General features: G+C 71.9%; 15 protein-coding genes. 4 read left to right on the top strand and 11 right to left on the bottom strand.

Annotation, left to right across the window (positions count from 1 at the left end):
- From VGD85_RS03155 to VGD85_RS03120, 8 genes are all read right to left on the bottom strand, one after another.
- The coding region (locus VGD85_RS03155) for an NADH-quinone oxidoreductase subunit G (protein ID WP_331061993.1) at nt 1-1,483 on the bottom strand (1,483 nt) is incomplete at its 3' end.
- Entirely contained in the window at nt 1,480-2,790 is a 1,311-nt protein-coding gene (gene nuoF / locus VGD85_RS03150; RefSeq protein ID WP_331061992.1) for an NADH-quinone oxidoreductase subunit NuoF, read from the bottom strand. The genes VGD85_RS03155 and nuoF, both read right to left, overlap by 4 nt.
- Nucleotides 2,787-3,461 carry an NADH-quinone oxidoreductase subunit NuoE gene (nuoE, locus tag VGD85_RS03145; protein WP_331061991.1) on the bottom strand — a complete coding sequence of 225 codons (675 nt, stop codon included), beginning with the start codon at nt 3,459-3,461 and terminating at the stop codon, nt 2,787-2,789. The genes nuoF and nuoE overlap by 4 nt, the downstream gene beginning before the upstream one ends.
- Nucleotides 3,458-4,798: an NADH-quinone oxidoreductase subunit D gene (locus VGD85_RS03140; RefSeq protein WP_331061990.1), complete on the bottom strand. Its 1,341-nt coding sequence runs from the start codon at nt 4,796-4,798 to the stop codon at nt 3,458-3,460. Before VGD85_RS03140 ends, nuoE begins: the two co-directional genes overlap by 4 nt.
- The gene (locus tag VGD85_RS03135) at nt 4,798-5,550 is read right to left on the bottom strand and encodes an NADH-quinone oxidoreductase subunit C (RefSeq protein WP_331061989.1); all 753 of its coding nucleotides are present in this window, start codon (nt 5,548-5,550) and stop codon (nt 4,798-4,800) included. Before VGD85_RS03135 ends, VGD85_RS03140 begins: the two co-directional genes overlap by 1 nt.
- A complete protein-coding gene (locus VGD85_RS03130; protein WP_331061988.1) occupies nt 5,547-6,101 on the bottom strand; it encodes an NADH-quinone oxidoreductase subunit B family protein in 555 nt (184 codons plus the stop codon). Before VGD85_RS03130 ends, VGD85_RS03135 begins: the two co-directional genes overlap by 4 nt.
- A gap of 129 nt (nt 6,102-6,230) precedes the next feature.
- A complete protein-coding gene (locus VGD85_RS03125; protein ID WP_331061987.1) occupies nt 6,231-6,590 on the bottom strand; it encodes an NADH-quinone oxidoreductase subunit A in 360 nt (119 codons plus the stop codon).
- 230 nt (nt 6,591-6,820) lie between these two features.
- A complete protein-coding gene (locus VGD85_RS03120; protein ID WP_331061986.1) occupies nt 6,821-7,510 on the bottom strand; it encodes a demethylmenaquinone methyltransferase in 690 nt (229 codons plus the stop codon).
- A gap of 156 nt (nt 7,511-7,666) precedes the next feature.
- On the opposite strand from VGD85_RS03120, the gene VGD85_RS03115 reads away from it, so the two are divergent.
- Nucleotides 7,667-8,635, top strand: coding sequence for a L,D-transpeptidase family protein (locus tag VGD85_RS03115; RefSeq protein ID WP_331061985.1), 969 nt, complete (start codon nt 7,667-7,669; stop codon nt 8,633-8,635).
- Here VGD85_RS03115 and VGD85_RS03110 read toward each other — a convergent pair.
- Nucleotides 8,623-9,255 (bottom strand): hypothetical protein, encoded by a 633-nt coding sequence (locus VGD85_RS03110; RefSeq protein ID WP_331061984.1) that lies wholly within the window; start codon nt 9,253-9,255, stop codon nt 8,623-8,625. The genes VGD85_RS03115 and VGD85_RS03110 overlap by 13 nt on opposite strands.
- A 64-nt stretch (nt 9,256-9,319) precedes the next feature.
- Here VGD85_RS03110 and VGD85_RS03105 point away from each other — a divergent pair, with 64 nt between their 5' ends.
- Nucleotides 9,320-10,600: an isochorismate synthase gene (locus VGD85_RS03105; RefSeq protein WP_331061983.1), complete on the top strand. Its 1,281-nt coding sequence runs from the start codon at nt 9,320-9,322 to the stop codon at nt 10,598-10,600.
- 10 nt (nt 10,601-10,610) lie between these two features.
- On the opposite strand, the gene VGD85_RS03100 is transcribed toward VGD85_RS03105, so the two are convergent.
- On the bottom strand, nt 10,611-11,246 hold the full coding sequence (locus VGD85_RS03100) for an MBL fold metallo-hydrolase (protein WP_331061982.1): 636 nt from the start codon (nt 11,244-11,246) through the stop codon (nt 10,611-10,613).
- 55 nt (nt 11,247-11,301) lie between these two features.
- Here VGD85_RS03100 and VGD85_RS03095 point away from each other — a divergent pair, with 55 nt between their 5' ends.
- Together VGD85_RS03095 and VGD85_RS03090 are read left to right on the top strand one after the other, a co-directional pair.
- Nucleotides 11,302-11,910 carry a LysE family transporter gene (locus VGD85_RS03095; protein ID WP_331061981.1) on the top strand — a complete coding sequence of 203 codons (609 nt, stop codon included), beginning with the start codon at nt 11,302-11,304 and terminating at the stop codon, nt 11,908-11,910.
- The gene (locus tag VGD85_RS03090) at nt 11,907-12,389 is read left to right on the top strand and encodes a GNAT family N-acetyltransferase (RefSeq protein WP_331061980.1); all 483 of its coding nucleotides are present in this window, start codon (nt 11,907-11,909) and stop codon (nt 12,387-12,389) included. Before VGD85_RS03095 ends, VGD85_RS03090 begins: the two co-directional genes overlap by 4 nt.
- Here the strand turns inward: VGD85_RS03090 and VGD85_RS03085 are convergent.
- On the bottom strand, nt 12,379-14,253 hold the full coding sequence (locus VGD85_RS03085) for a cation:proton antiporter (protein WP_331061979.1): 1,875 nt from the start codon (nt 14,251-14,253) through the stop codon (nt 12,379-12,381). The two genes, VGD85_RS03090 and VGD85_RS03085, sit on opposite strands and share 11 nt — an antisense overlap.
- Nucleotides 14,254-14,422: the final 169 nt, after the last annotated feature.

Genomic DNA, 14,422 nt, shown 5'->3' with positions numbered 1-14,422 from the left:
CGGTGCGCGCGGCCAGACCCGCCGCGGCGCTGAGCGCTCCGGGCACGGTCGCCAGCCGCTCGCCGACGAGGATCACCGCGGTGGCGTCGATGCCGTGCTCGGCGTGGGACACCAGGCCCTCGATGGCGGCGGTCTCCTCGCCGGGGACGGTCCGGATCAGCTGGCCGTTCATCTTGGCCAGTCCGCGCGAGGCGTACGGCGCGATGGCCACCACGCGGGTGCCCTGGCGCGACGCCTTGCGGAGCCGCAGGAAGATCATGCCGGCCTCGTCCTCGGGCTCGAGCCCGACCAGGACGACGGTCTTGGCGTCCTCGAGGTCGCCGTAGGTCACCCCACCGTTGCCGGGGCCGCGCAGGACGACCTCGGCCGCGAGGAACGACGCCTCCTCGGCCGACAGCGGCCGCGCGCGGAAGTCGATGTCGTTGGTGCCGAGCGCCACCCGGGCGAACTTGCTGTAGGCGAACGCGTCCTCGGCGGTGACGCGGCCGCCGGTGAGCACGGCGGTGGCGCCGGCCGCCCGCAGGCCCCGGGCAGCGACGGCGAAGGCCTCGGTCCACGACGCGGGACGCAGCGAGCCGTCCTCGTCACGGACCTGCGGGTAGCCCAGCCGGTCCGGCTCGGTCGCGTAGTGGAACCCGAACCGGTCCTTGTCGGTGATCCACTCCTCGTTGACCTCGGGGTCGTTGCCGGCGAGCCGGCGCATCACCCGGCCGCGCCGGTGGTCGACCCGGATCGCGGAGCCGCACGCGTCGTGCTCGGCGACCGACGGGGTCGAGACCAGGTCGAAGGGCCGCGAGCGGAACCGGTAGTCGGCGCTGGTGAGCGCGCCGACCGGGCAGATCTGGATCGTGTTGCCCGAGAAGTAGGACTCGAACGGCTCCTTCTCGTAGATGCCGACCTGCTGGAGCGCGCCGCGCTCGATCAGCGCGATGAACGGGTCGCCGGCGATCTGCTCGGAGAACCGGGTGCAGCGGGCGCACAGGATGCAGCGCTCGCGGTCGAGGAGCACCTGAGCGGAGATGTTGATCGGCTTGGGGTAGGTGCGCTTGACGCCGGTGAACCGGCTCTCGCCGCGCCCGTTGGACATCGCCTGGTTCTGCAGCGGGCACTCGCCACCCTTGTCGCAGACCGGGCAGTCCAGCGGGTGGTTGACCAGGAGGAACTCCATGATCCCCTGCTGGGCCTTGTCCGCGACCGGGCTCGTGGCCTGGGTGTTGACGACCATGCCCTCGGCGACCGGCAGCGTGCAGGATGCCTGCGGCTTGGGGAAGCCCCGGCCGTTGCCAGCGTCGGGCACGTCGACCAGGCACTGGCGGCAGGCGCCGACCGGCGCGAGCAGCGGGTGGTCGCAGAACCGTGGGATCTGGACGCCGATCTGCTCGGCGGCCCGGATCACCAGGGTGCCCTTCGGGACGTCGACCTGGATCCCGTCGATGGTGACGGAGACCGTGTCGACCCCGGCCTTCTCGGGTGTGCTCGTCATACCTGGGCTCCGGCTGTCGCGAAGAGGGTGGCCGCCGCCGGGTCGAACGGGCAGCCGCCGTGGGTGAGGTGCGCGACGTACTCGTCGCGGAAGAACTGGATCGAGCTCGCGACCGGGCTGGTGGCGCCGTCGGCGAGGGCGCAGAACGACCGGCCGAGGATGTTGTCGCACTGGTCGAGCAGCAGGTCGAGGTCCGCCTCGGTGCCCTGGCCCTTCTCCAGCGCGGCCAGCACCTGGACCAGCCACCACGTGCCCTCGCGGCACGGGGTGCACTTGCCGCAGGACTCGTGCTTGTAGAACTCCGTCCACCGCAGCGTCGCGCGCACCACGCAGGTGGTGTCGTCGAAGATCTGCAGGGCACGGGTGCCGAGCATCGAGCCGGCCGCGCCGACGCCCTCGAAGTCGAGGGGTACGTCGAGGTGCTCGGCGGTCAGCAGCGGGGTGCTGGAGCCGCCGGGCGTCCAGAACTTCAGCTCGTGGCCGTCGCGGATGCCGCCGGCCAGGTCGATGAGCGTGCGCAGGGTGATGCCCAGCGGCGCTTCGTACTGGCCGGGCCGCTTGACGTGGCCGGAGAGCGAGAAGATGCCGACGCCCTTGGACTTCTCGGTGCCCATCGAGGCGAACCACGCGTGCCCGTTGGCGATGATGCTCGGGACCGACGCGATCGACTCGACGTTGTTGATGACCGTCGGGCTCGCGTAGAGGCCGGCGACCGCCGGGAACGGCGGGCGCAGGCGCGGCTGGCCGCGGCGGCCCTCGAGGCCCTCCAGCAGCGCGGTCTCCTCGCCGCAGATGTAGGCGCCGGCGCCGGCGTGCACCACGATGTCGAGGTCGTAGCCCGAGCCGTGGATGTTCGTGCCGAGGTGCCCGGCGTCGTACGCCTCCTGGACCGCCCGCTGCACGCGGCGGATCACGTGCAGGACCTCACCGCGGATGTAGATGAACGCCTTGTTGGCGCGGATCGCGTAGGAGCTGATGATCACGCCCTCGACCAGCGTGTGGGGGCTGGCCATCATCAGCGGGATGTCCTTGCAGGTGCCCGGCTCGGACTCGTCGGCGTTGACGACGAGGTACTTGGGCCGGGGGTTGTCCTGCGGGATGAAGCCCCACTTCATGCCGGTCGGGAAGCCCGCGCCGCCACGGCCGCGCAGGCCGGACTCCTTGACGGCGTCGATCACCGCGTCCGGCGTCATCGCGAACGCCTTGTCGAGCGTGCGGTAGCCGCCTCGGGCCGCGTAGGACGCGAGGGTCCAGGAGCGCTCCTGGTCCCAGTTGTCGGTCAGGACCGGAGTCAGCACGTCCGTCACTGGTTCTGCCCCTTCTGCTCGCCGCCCTCGTCCGAGGAGGGTGCCGTCCAGCCGCGCTCGCGGGCCAGGCCGAGGCCGACCAGCGACGCCGGGCCGGCGGCCGGCCCGTCGTCGGCGAGCCCGTCGGGGAAGCCCGCGAGCACCCGCTCGGCCTCCCGCCAGGTGACGATCCGCGGGCCGCGGGTCGAGTGGACCTCCTTGCCGGCGCGCAGGTCGTCGATGATCTGCATCGCGGTCTCGGGGGTCATGTTGTCCATGAACTCCCAGTTGACCATCACCACCGGGGCGTAGTCGCAGGCCGCGTTGCACTCGACGTGCTCGAGGGTGATCTTGCCGTCCTCGGTGGTCTCGTCGTTGCCGACGCCGAGGTGGTCCTTGAGCCGCTCGAAGATCGCGTCGCCGCCCATCACCGCGCACAGGGTGTTGGTGCACACGCCGACGTGGTAGTCGCCGACCGGGCGCCGCTTGTACATCGTGTAGAACGTCGCGACGCCGCTGACCTCCGCGGCGGTGACGCCGAGCAGCTCGGCGCAGGCCTCGATGCCCTCGGGCGTGATCCGGCCCTCGGCGGACTGCACGAGGTGGAGCATCGGCAGCAGCCCGCTGCGCGGCTCCGGGTAGCGTGCGGCGATCTCGCGGAGCTCGGCGTACGTCTCGGTGGACAGCGTCATCTGTCGACGCCTCCCATCACAGGGTCGATGGACGCGATCGCGACGATGACGTCGGCGACCATGCCGCCCTCGGCCATCACGCTGGTCGCCTGCAGGTTGGTGAACGACGGGTCGCGGAAGTGCGCCCGGAACGGCCGGGTCCCCCCGTCGGAGACCACGTGGGCGCCGAGCTCGCCACGTGGGGACTCCACCGGCACGTAGGCCTGGCCGGGCGGCACCCGGAAGCCTTCGGTGACCAGCTTGAAGTGGTGGATCAGCGCCTCCATCGACTCGCCCATGATGTGGCGGATGTGGTCGAGGCTGTTGCCCATCCCGTCGCTGCCGATCGCGAGCTGGCTGGGCCAGCCGATCTTCTTGTCGTCGATCATCACCGGCGCACCGTCCAGCCCCGCCAGCCGGTCCGCGGCCTGCTCGATGATGCGCAGCGACTCCCACATCTCGTTCAGGCGCACCCGGAAGCGGCCGTAGGAGTCGGCGGTGTCCCACGTCTGCACGTCGAAGTCGTAGGTCTCGTAGCCGCAGTAGGGCTGGGTCTTGCGCAGGTCCCACGGATAGCCGGTGCTGCGCACGATCGGCCCGCTGAGGCCCAGCGCCAGGCAGCCGGCCAGGTCGAGGTGGCCGACACCCTCCAGACGCGCCTTGAAGATCGGGTTCTCGTTGCAGAGCGCGGCGTACTCGGGAAGCCGCTTCTTCATCAGGGCGATGAAGCCGCGGATCTCGTCCAGCGCACCCGGCGGCAGGTCCTGGGCGACGCCGCCGGGCCGGATGAACGCGTGGTTCATCCGCAGGCCGGTGATCAGCTCGAACAGGTCGAGCACGAGCTCGCGCTCCCGGAAGCCGATCGTCATCACGGTTAGCGCGCCGAGCTCCATGCCACCGGTCGCGAGGCAGACCAGGTGGGAGGAGATCCGGTTGAGCTCCATGAGCAGGACCCGCATGACCTGGGCCTTCTCGGGCACCCGGTCCTCGATGTCGAGCAGCCGCTCGACGCCGAGCACGTAGGTCATCTCGTTGAAGAACGGGCTCAGGTAGTCCATCCGGGTGCAGAACGTGACGCCCTGCGTCCAGGAGCGGTACTCCATGTTCTTCTCGATGCCGGTGTGCAGGTAGCCGATGCCCGCGCGGGCCTCGGTGACCGTCTCGCCGTCGAGCTCGAGGATCAGCCGCAGCACGCCGTGGGTCGAGGGGTGCTGGGGACCCATGTTGACGACGATGCGCTCCTGGCCCTCCTCCTCGGCCAGGCCGTCGGCGATCGAGTCCCAGTCCTGCCCGGTGACCGTGAAGACCCGGCCCTCGGAGGTCTCGCTGGTGCCGGAGTAGAGGTCCTGATCAGCCATTAGTTGTAGCTCCTGCGCTGGTCGGGCGGGGGAACGGTGCCGCCCTTGTACTCCACGGGAATGCCACCCAGCGGGTAGTCCTTGCGCTGGGGGTGGCCCGGCCAGTCGTCGGGCATGAGGATGCGGGTGAGCGCGGGGTGGCCGTCGAAGACCAGGCCGAACATGTCGAACGTCTCGCGCTCGTGCCAGTCGTTGGTCGGGTAGACCGACACGATCGACGGGATGTGCGGGTCGGCGTCGGGCGCGGTGACCTCGAGCCGGATGCGCCGGTTGTAGGTCATCGAGAGCAGGTGGTAGACCGCGTGCAGCTCGCGCCCGGTGTCGTCGGGGTAGTGCACCCCGCTGATGCCGGCGCAGAACTCGAAGCGCAGCCGCTCGTCGTCGCGCAGCACCTTCGCCACCGCCAGGAGGTCCTCGCGGCGCACGTGGAAGGTGATCTCTCCGCGGTGGATGACCACCCGCGGGGCCGTCAGCTCGACACCGGCGTCGTGGGCCGCCGCCACCAGCGCGTCGGCGACCTCGTCGAACCAGCCGCCGTAGGGACGCTGGGCGTCACCCGGGAGCACGATGGCCTGCTGGAGACCGCCGTACCCGCTGGTGTCGCCGGTGCCACGGACACCGAACATCCCGTGCCGCTCGCCGACCTGGTGCACCTGGCCCGCGGGAGCGGGGACGTTCTCGGGAGACTGGCCGGTGGCCGGCTGCTCGGGCCCGTCGGGGCCCGGCTTCACGTCACTGGACTCGTCGGTCACCGGAGCAGACCCTTCATGTCGGAGGTCGGGAGCGCCTTGAGCGCCTCGGTCTCGAGCTCCTCGATCTCGGCCGCGCGGTGGGCACCCATCTTGGTGTGCTGGACCTTGTCGTGCAGCTTGAGGATCGCGTCGATCAGCATCTGCGGACGCGGCGGGCAGCCGGGGAGGTACATGTCGACCGGGACGATGTGGTCGACGCCCTGGACGATCGCGTAGTTGTTGAACATGCCGCCGCTGCTGGCGCACACACCCATCGCGAGCACCCACTTGGGCTCGGGCATCTGGTCGTAGATCTGGCGGACCACCGGCGCCATCTTCTGGCTCACCCGGCCGGCGACGATCATCACGTCGGCCTGACGGGGGCTGGCGCGGAACACCTCCATGCCGAAGCGACCCAGGTCGTGCTTGGGCCCGCCGCTGGTCATCATCTCGATGGCGCAGCAGGCCAGACCGAAGGACGCCGGCCAGAACGAGGCCTTGCGCATGTAGCCGGCGAGGCCTTCGACGGTCGAGAGCAGTACCCCTGCGGGGAGCTTCTCCTCGATACCCACGTCAGATCAATCCTCTCAGAACCCGTTGAGCGTCGTCAGGCGCGTGCCCTGCCAAGGCGGAGGAGGGAGACGGCCCGGGGTTGGCCGTCGACCGACGACAACGAAGGCAGGGTGCGTGCATGGCGACGCTCAATCCCATTCGAGGCCGCCGCGTCGCCACACGTATGCGTAGGCGACGAACACGGTGGCGATGAACACGACCATCTCGGCCAACCCGAAGAACTCGAGCGCGTCGAAGTGCACGGCCCAGGGGTAGAGGAAGACGATCTCGATGTCGAAGACGATGAAGAGCATCGCGGTGATGTAGTACTTCACCGGGAACCGGCCGCCGCCCGCGGGCTGGGGGGTCGGCTCGATGCCGCACTCGTAGGAGTCCAGCTTCACCCGGTTGTACCGCTTGGGCCCGATCAGGAACGCCATCACCGCGCCACCGAGGGCGAAGAGGGTCGCGAGGACGACCAGGACGACCAGAGGCGTGTAGAGATCCATGCCGCGCCTTTCTAGATCTGTGCCGCTGCGCCCGGGGCGGGCCGGAGGCCCGATTGTGACTTTGTGAATGCAATCACGAGGGAGGCGCGAGGGACAGTTAACCATTCCACTTCGCCGTCCGCACGCGCGGGTGGGGTATCCGCCGAGGGCCCCCGGAAACCGGCGTTGACCTGCGGATTTAGAGAACGGCGACGTGCCCTAAATGGGTGCCGCGACAGGTCTCGAAGTGACTACCGGGTAGCGCGGTGCAAGGCGACGATGCCGCCCGACAGGTTGCGCCACTGCGGTGCCTGCCAACCGGCCTCGGCGATCATCCGCGCCAGGCCCTGCTGGTCCGGCCACGCCCGGATCGACTCGGCCAGGTAGACGTAGGCATCCGGCGCCGACGACACCGCCCGGGCCAGCGGCGGGAGGGCCCGCATGAGGTACTCCAGGTACACGGTCCGGAACGGCGGGAACGTGGGGTGGCTGAACTCGCAGACGACCACCCGACCACCGGGACGGGTCACCCGCCACAGCTCGCGCAGGCCGGCCAGCGGGTCGACGATGTTGCGCAGCCCGAAGGAGATCGTGACCGCGTCGAACGTGCCGTCGGCGAACGGCAGCCGGGTGCCGTCGCCGGCGGTGAACGGCAGGTGCGGCAGCGCCTGCTTGCCGACGCGCAGCATGCCGAGCGAGAAGTCGCACGGGACCACCGTGGCGCCCCGGTCGGCGAACGGCTGGCTCGACGTACCCGTGCCGGCCGCGAGGTCGAGCACCCGCTCGCCGGGCCGCGGGTCGACGGCGGCGATGACCTCCTTGCGCCACCGGCGGTCCTGCCCGAGCGACAAGACGTCGTTGGTCAGGTCGTAGCGCCGCGCGACCGCGTCGAACATGCGGCGGACGTCGGACGGCTGCTTGTCGAGCTCTGCACGGACCACGCCGCAGAGCCTACGGCCCCCACGCTGCGGGCCCGAGAGCATGCCCCGGGTCACGGCTTGGTCACGACCGGCGCAACTCGCCGTCCGGGTGCAACCGAACGGCCCCGGGCGGCGTCACCCTCATGTCGGACTCGTCTACTTCCCCAGGAGCGCTCCATGCTGCTCGCGCGTCGCCTGATGCTCGTCGTGGCGGTCGCCGCCCTGCTGTGCGCCGCCGCCTTCGTGGCGGGCTACGCCCTCGACGGGGAGCCTGCCGACCGGCCGGCCGCGTCGGCCACCGGACCGGGCACCGACGCCGACTCCGGGACCGCCCCCACCGCGACTCCCACCTCGACTCCCGCCCCGACTCCCACCTCGACTCCCACCTCGACTCACGCCGGATCCCCCAGCCAGCACGTCAGCCAGTCACCGACCGGGTCCACCACGTCGACACCGCCCTCGGCGAGCCCGACCCACCGGCCGACACCCACCCACACGCCGACCCTCGAGCCGGGGCCCCGTCTCCTCGGGCCGGGCGACGAGGGCGACGAGGTCCGGGACCTGCAGGCGCGGCTGAAGCAGATCTACTGGTTCGACGCCGACGTCACCGGCACGTACGGCGACGTCACGGCGGCCGCGGTGCGGGGCTTCCAGGCCAAGCGGGAGATCCCGGTGACCGGCGAGGTCGACCAGCGCACGTTGGACCGGCTCTACGCGATGACCAGCACGCCCACCGACGCCGAGCTGCACAACCGGGGCAACACCCCCGGCGCGCTGGACCGCCGCTGCCGCACCGGCCGGGTGCTGTGCATCGACAAGACCAGCTCGACCCTGCGCTGGGTCGTCGACGGCACCGTCCGGCAGACCCTCGACGTCCGCTTCGGCGCCGCGAGCACCCCGACCCGCGAGGGCGTCTTCCACGTCTACCTCAAGGACGCCGACCACGTCTCCCGCCTGTACGGGTCCTCGATGCCGTACTCGATGTTCTTCTCCGGGGGCCAGGCCGTGCACTACTCCTCGGACTTCGCGGCCGTGGGGTACGCCGGCGCGTCCCACGGCTGCGTCAACGTCCGCGACTACGACGGTCTCGCGCACCTGTTCGGCGAGGTCCGCGAGGGCGACACGGTGGTCGTCTACCGGTCCTGAGCGAGCTCGTCGAGGAGGTCGTCGGCAGTGCCGACGAGGTCCTCGGCGGGCACGTCGGACGCCCCGATCTGGGCCGTGAGGCCGTGCCGGGTGACCTGGCACTGGCTGAACACCGGGTCGGCCGGTTCCGCACCCGTGGCGCCCTGCCCGTAGCTGAGGATGCACGCCCCGTCGCCGACGGCCGCCAGGTCGGTCGCGGGTGCCCCGGACGTGCCCTCGGGATCCGGGATGCTGTTGGGGGCGAACGCGCCGCCCTCGGCGGCGAACACCTGGACGAACACCGCCTTACTGCCGTCGAGAACGTAGGTGCGGGTCGCCGCCGCGTGGCCGAGGACCTCGGGCAGCACCCGGTTGCCGTACGCGGTGTTGGCCTTCTCCTGCTCGGCGATGGACTTGCCCTGCTCGGCGTAGTCGCCGTCGGCGAACGACGCGGGGTCGTCCGCGGCGGCGTACCCGCCGGGCAAGGTGTCGGGGAGCGTCAGCTCGGTCTGCGCCCCGGGCTCGTCGTCGACGGCCTTCGGGAGGCCGATCGCGAAGGCGGCGAGGATGCCGAGGAGGATCACGCCGAAGGCGATCCCCGCCCAGGCCGGGGTCCGGGTGGCGGAGGTGCGGCTGCTCACGTCCGAGGACGGTACCGGGGTCGTGGGTGCGGGACTCGGCGGGGCTGGTGAGTACGCTCGGGGCGTGACGAGCAGCCCCACCCCCGGCCCCACGCCCGACCAGGCGTCGCCGGCCCCGGCGGACGCGCTCGTCGTCCGCACGATCCGCCTCGACCTCGACCGGGCGACCAGCCTGCTCGACCTGCTCCCCGCCGACCGTCCCGTGACGTGGCTGCGGCGCGGCGACGGCCTCGTCGGCTGGGGGGCCGCGGCCGAGGTCCGCACCCAGGGCGACACCCGCTTCGCCGACGCTGCCAAGTGGTGGAGCGAGACCGTCGCCCGCGCCACCGTGCGCGACGAGGTCGGCGAGCCCGGCACCGGCCTGGTGTCGTTCGGCACGTTCGCGTTCGCGGACGAGCCGGGCGACTCGATCCTGGTCGTCCCCCGCATCGTCGTCGGCCGTCGCGGTCAGACCGCCTGGCTCACGACCGTCGGCGAGGTCGCCGCGCCCATCGGTCCCGTGCCGCCGGCCACCGCCCCGGGCACCATCAGCTTCGCCGACGGCGCCTTGAACGGCGAGCAGTGGATGTCGGTCGTCGCCGACGCGGTCTCCCGGATCAGCGCCGGCGACCTCGAGAAGGTCGTCCTCGCCCGGGACCTGATCGCGACGGCCAGCGAGCCGGTCGACGTGCGCTGGCCGCTGCGTCGACTCGCGACGACCTATCCGATGTGCTGGACCTTCCACGTCGACGGCATGTTCGGCGCGACACCGGAGATGCTGGTGCGCCGCGAGCGCGGACTGGTGACCTCGCGGGTGCTGGCCGGCACCATCCGGCGTACCGGCGACGACGAGCGCGACCTGGCGCTCGCGGCGACGCTCGCCCGATCGTCGAAGGACCTCGAGGAGCACGAGTACGCCGTCCGCTCGGTCGCCGACGCGCTCGAGCCGCACTGCTCGTCGATGAACGTGCCCGAGGCGCCGTTCGTGCTGCACCTGCCCAACGTCATGCACCTGGCCTCCGACGTCGCGGGGGTCGTGCACGACGCTGCCACCGTCTCCTCGCTCCAGCTGGCGGAGGCGCTGCACCCCTCGGCCGCGGTCGGCGGCACGCCCACGACGGTGGCGACCGACCTGATCACCGAGATCGAGGGCATGGACCGCGACCGCTATGCCGGCCCGGTCGGCTGGATGGACGCCTCCGGCGACGGCGAGTGGGGCATCGCGCTGCGCTCGGCGCGCGTCGAGGGCCGCACGGTCCGGCTGTTCGCCGGCTGCGGCATCGTCGCCGACTCCGACCCCGCCGCCGAGCTCGCCGAGGCCCAGGCCAAGTTCGTCCCGGTCCGCGACGCGCTCACCGCCGGCTGACGGCCGGCCCCTACAGATCCTCGCCGTCGCGCCGGCGGACGTACTCGAGGCCCTCCCGGGGCAGGAACACGTTCATGTGCGTGTCGACGATCCCGAGTCCGGCCTCGCTGTAGACCCGGTCGTGGATGGCGAGGTTGCGCGGGGCCTCGACCGCCCGGGCGAACTCGATCGCCTCCGAGGCCTTCAGCCACGGCGCCGAGACCGGGACGCACCGCACGTCGACGTGCTCGCCGGGCTCGGTGAGCGCGTCGCCCGGGTGGTAGACCTTGCGGTCGCCGGCCGTCAGCACGTAGCCGCTGTTGGTGATCCGCGGGTACTCCGGGTGGATCACCGCGTGCAGCTCGCCGACGGCGCGCACCGGCAACCCGACGTCGAAGGCGTCCCCGGGAGCGACGACGGTGAGGCGCTCCGCGACCGCCGGGGCGTCCTCGCGGATGCGGGCCGCGACCGCCTCGATCGTGTAGACCGGCGCGTCGGTCGCGAGCAGGTGGTCGGGCAGGTAGTGGTCCGGGTGCTCGTGGGTGATCAGCACCGCGTCGGCGCCGTCGAGCGCCCCGGCGTCGGTGAACACCCCGGGGTCGAGGACGACCGTCGTACCGTCGTGCTCGACCCGGACGCAGGCATGACCGAACTTCGTGATCCTCATGGCGATCACCCTAATCAGGTGGCCTCGGACGGCACCCGGCCGAGATGATCCGGTCGTGCTCGAGGTGGTCCTGTCCGGTCTCGTCACCGGCTGGGCGATCGCGATCCCGATCGGCGCGGTCGGGGCGTTCCTGGTGACGCTTTCCTCGCGGACGTCGTTCCGCGTCGGCGCCGCCGCGGCGCTCGGCATCGCCACCGTCGACGGCGGCTACGCCCTGGTCGCCGTGCTCGCGGGAGCCGCCGTGGCCGACGCGCTGTCCCCCGTCGCCACCGGCCTGCGGATCGCCTCGGGCATCGTCCTCCTGGTGATCGCCGGTCTGACCGCCGTGCACGCCGTCGCCCGCGCCGGCACGATGCGCGACGGCGGGACGATGCGGCCGCGCACGGCGTACCTGCTCTTCTTGGGCATCACCGCGGTCAACCCGACGACGGTCGTGTACTTCGCAGCGGTCGTGCTCGGCAACCAGCACCTCACGTCGGGGGTGGCGGAGGGGGCCGTGTTCGTGGCGGCCGCGTTCGCAGCGAGCGCGTCGTGGCAGCTGGTGCTGGCGGGAGGTGGCGCGAGCCTGGGCCGGGTGGCGACCGGCCAGCGGGCCCATCTCGTCACCGGCCTGGTGTCCGCCGCCGTCGTGGCAGGCCTGGCGGTCCATACGATGCTCGGGTGACCCCCGTCCTGCGAGCGGCCGGGGCCGGTGACGCCGAGGCCGGCGCCGCCCTGCACCGGGCGTGCTGGCGCGAGGCCTACGGTCCGTACGTCGACCCGCTCCTGCTCGACCAGCGGTTGGCCGACGCCGACCGCTGGGTGGCGTCGTGGCGGCATCAGCTCGCCTCGGGACCGCCCCGGGTGCTCGCGGAGGCCGACGGTGAGCTGATCGGCTTCGCGGTGGCCGGCCCGGCCCGCGACGCGGACCCGCCGGCTCCGATCGAGCTCTACGCGATCTACACCCGCGCCGCCTGGTGGGGCACCGGGCTCGGACGACGGCTGTGGGAGGCGGTGCGCCCCGAGCGGCCCTGCTCGCTGTGGGTGCTGGAGGCCAATGCGCGGGCCCGCGCGTTCTACGCGCGCCTTGGGTTCGCCGCGGATGGTGCCCGCGAGCTCTATGCGGGCCTCGACGCGTGGGAGATCCGGATGGTCAGGCCGTGAGGTGGTGGGTGTAGCACCATCGCCAGTCCTCGCCGGGCTCGGCGGACTGCATCACCGGGTGCAGGGACTCCCGGAAGTGGGCGGTCGCGTGCTGTCGCGGCGAGGAGTCGCAGCAGGCGACGTTGCCGCACTCCAGGCACCGCCGCAGCGCCACCCAGCGGGTCCCCTCGTCGAGGCAGGCCTGGCAGTACGTCGCGGGCTCCTCCTCGACCGCCGGGAACCGGTCGAGGTCGGTGCAGGTGTCCCCGATGGTCCACCGCCGCCGCGCGTAGTGCTGCGCCTCGTCGCGCGCCTGCTCGGCGTTGTCGAGCATCGACTCCTCGACGTCGAGCATCGAGAGGACCTCCACGATGACCTCGGACGCGACGGTGCCGGAGCTGCGGATCTCGAGGATCCGCGCCCGCTCGGCGGCGATCATCGCCATCCGGATCCGGTAGTAAAGCGCGGCCGGCGACTCCTCGTCCGCGGTGGTGCCCAGCCGCTCCCAGGCCGCGAAGTTGCGTTGGTCGAGCCGCTGCCGGATCAGGTCGCGGACACCGCTCTGGTCGTCGTACTCCATCCGTTCGAGCTCCTCGACCGCGGCCTTGGAGGCCTGCTGCAGCAGGGTCGCGCGGGCGAGTGCATCGTCGAGGGGGTCGGGAGCCGGCACCCGCAAGCGGCGGGTGAGCCAGGGCAGGCTGAGCCCCTGGACGAGCAGCGTGCCGGCCACGACCGTGAACGCCACGACCAGCAGGACCTCGCGGTGGGCGGTGTCCTCGGGGATCAAGAAGGCCGCCGCCAGGGTGACGACGCCCCGCATGCCGGCCCAGCCGATGAGGAACGTGAAGGACCAGGGCGGCACCTGCCCGGTGAGGGCGTCGGGCCGCGGCCGGACGAGCAGGTAGCGCGCGGCGAACACCCAGACGATCCGCAGCACGATCACCGCGAGCAGCGTGGCCAGGCTGACCCCGGCGATCCGGGCCGCGGACAGGGTGCTGTCTCCGAGGTCCTGGAAGATCCACTGCGCCTGCAGGCCGATCAGCGCGAACACGGTGTTCTCGAGGAGGAACGCGATCGTGCGCCAGTTGACCCGCTCGGCGATCCGCGACTGGGCGGTCTGCAGGATCGGCGCCTTGTGGCCCAGCAGCAGGCCCGCGACGACGACGGCGACGACGCCCGAGGCGTGGATCTCCTCCGCGGCCAGGAACGCCGCGAACGGGATCACGAACGAGATCCCGACGTCGAGCACCGGATCGGTGAGCCGCTTGCGGACCGCGCCGACGAGCACGAACGCCGCCAGCCCGAGCAGGACGCCGCCGCCGGCAGCGACCACGAAGTCGAATCCGACCCGCCACATCTCGACGCCGACGACGGTCGCGCCGAGGGCGGTCTGCAGCGACACCAGCGCGGTGGCGTCGTTGAACAGCGACTCGCCCTCGAGGATCGTGACCACCCGGCGCGGGAGCCCGATGTGCCGCCCGATGGAGGTCGCGGCCACCGCGTCCGGGGGCGCGACGACGGCACCGAGAGCGAACGCGACCGGCCAGGAGAGCCCGGGGACGAGCACGTGCACCAGCACCCCGACCCCGGCGGTCGTGAACACCACCAGGCCCACCGAGAGCAACAGGATCGAGCGCCGGTTGGCGTTGAAGTCCACCAGCGAGGACGTGATGGCGGCGGCGTACAGCAGCGGCGGGAGCAGCCCGAGCAGCACCACCTCGGGCTCGAGGTGCACCTGCGGGACGAACGGCAGGAACGACGCACCCACCCCGGCGACCACCAGCACGAGCGGGGCCGGCAGCCCGATCCGGCCGGCCACGACGACGCCGGTGAGCACGCCGACGGCCAGGGCCACCAGGAAGAGGGCGATGTCCACGCCGGACATTGTCCCGGATGCCCGGCGGGGCGGGTTCGCACGCGACGCGGTCCGACTCGGCGCCAATGCCGGCCCAGCCACCCCCGACTCGGCGCCAATGCCGGCCCACCTACCCCCGACTCGGCGCCAATGCCGACCCACCCACCCCCGACTCGGCGCCAATGCCGGCCCAGCGCCT

This window comes from Nocardioides sp., from assembly GCF_036401255.1.
GTDB lineage: Bacteria > Actinomycetota > Actinomycetes > Propionibacteriales > Nocardioidaceae > Nocardioides.
The sequence above is the reverse complement of the archived record's forward strand: the minus strand, read 5'-3'. Positions and strand labels throughout refer to the sequence as shown.

Excerpts from the sequence above, each read along its gene's own strand:
- nuoE (WP_331061991.1), bottom strand. The coding sequence starts at position 3,461 with ATGACGCTGTCCACCGAGACGTACGCCGAGCTCCGCGAGATCGCCGCA.
- VGD85_RS03140 (WP_331061990.1), bottom strand. The coding sequence starts at position 4,798 with ATGGCTGATCAGGACCTCTACTCCGGCACCAGCGAGACCTCCGAGGGC.
- VGD85_RS03125 (WP_331061987.1), bottom strand. The coding sequence starts at position 6,590 with ATGGATCTCTACACGCCTCTGGTCGTCCTGGTCGTCCTCGCGACCCTC.
- VGD85_RS03115 (WP_331061985.1), top strand. The coding sequence starts at position 7,667 with ATGCTGCTCGCGCGTCGCCTGATGCTCGTCGTGGCGGTCGCCGCCCTG.
- VGD85_RS03100 (WP_331061982.1), bottom strand. The coding sequence starts at position 11,246 with ATGAGGATCACGAAGTTCGGTCATGCCTGCGTCCGGGTCGAGCACGAC.
- VGD85_RS03085 (WP_331061979.1), bottom strand. The coding sequence starts at position 14,253 with ATGTCCGGCGTGGACATCGCCCTCTTCCTGGTGGCCCTGGCCGTCGGC.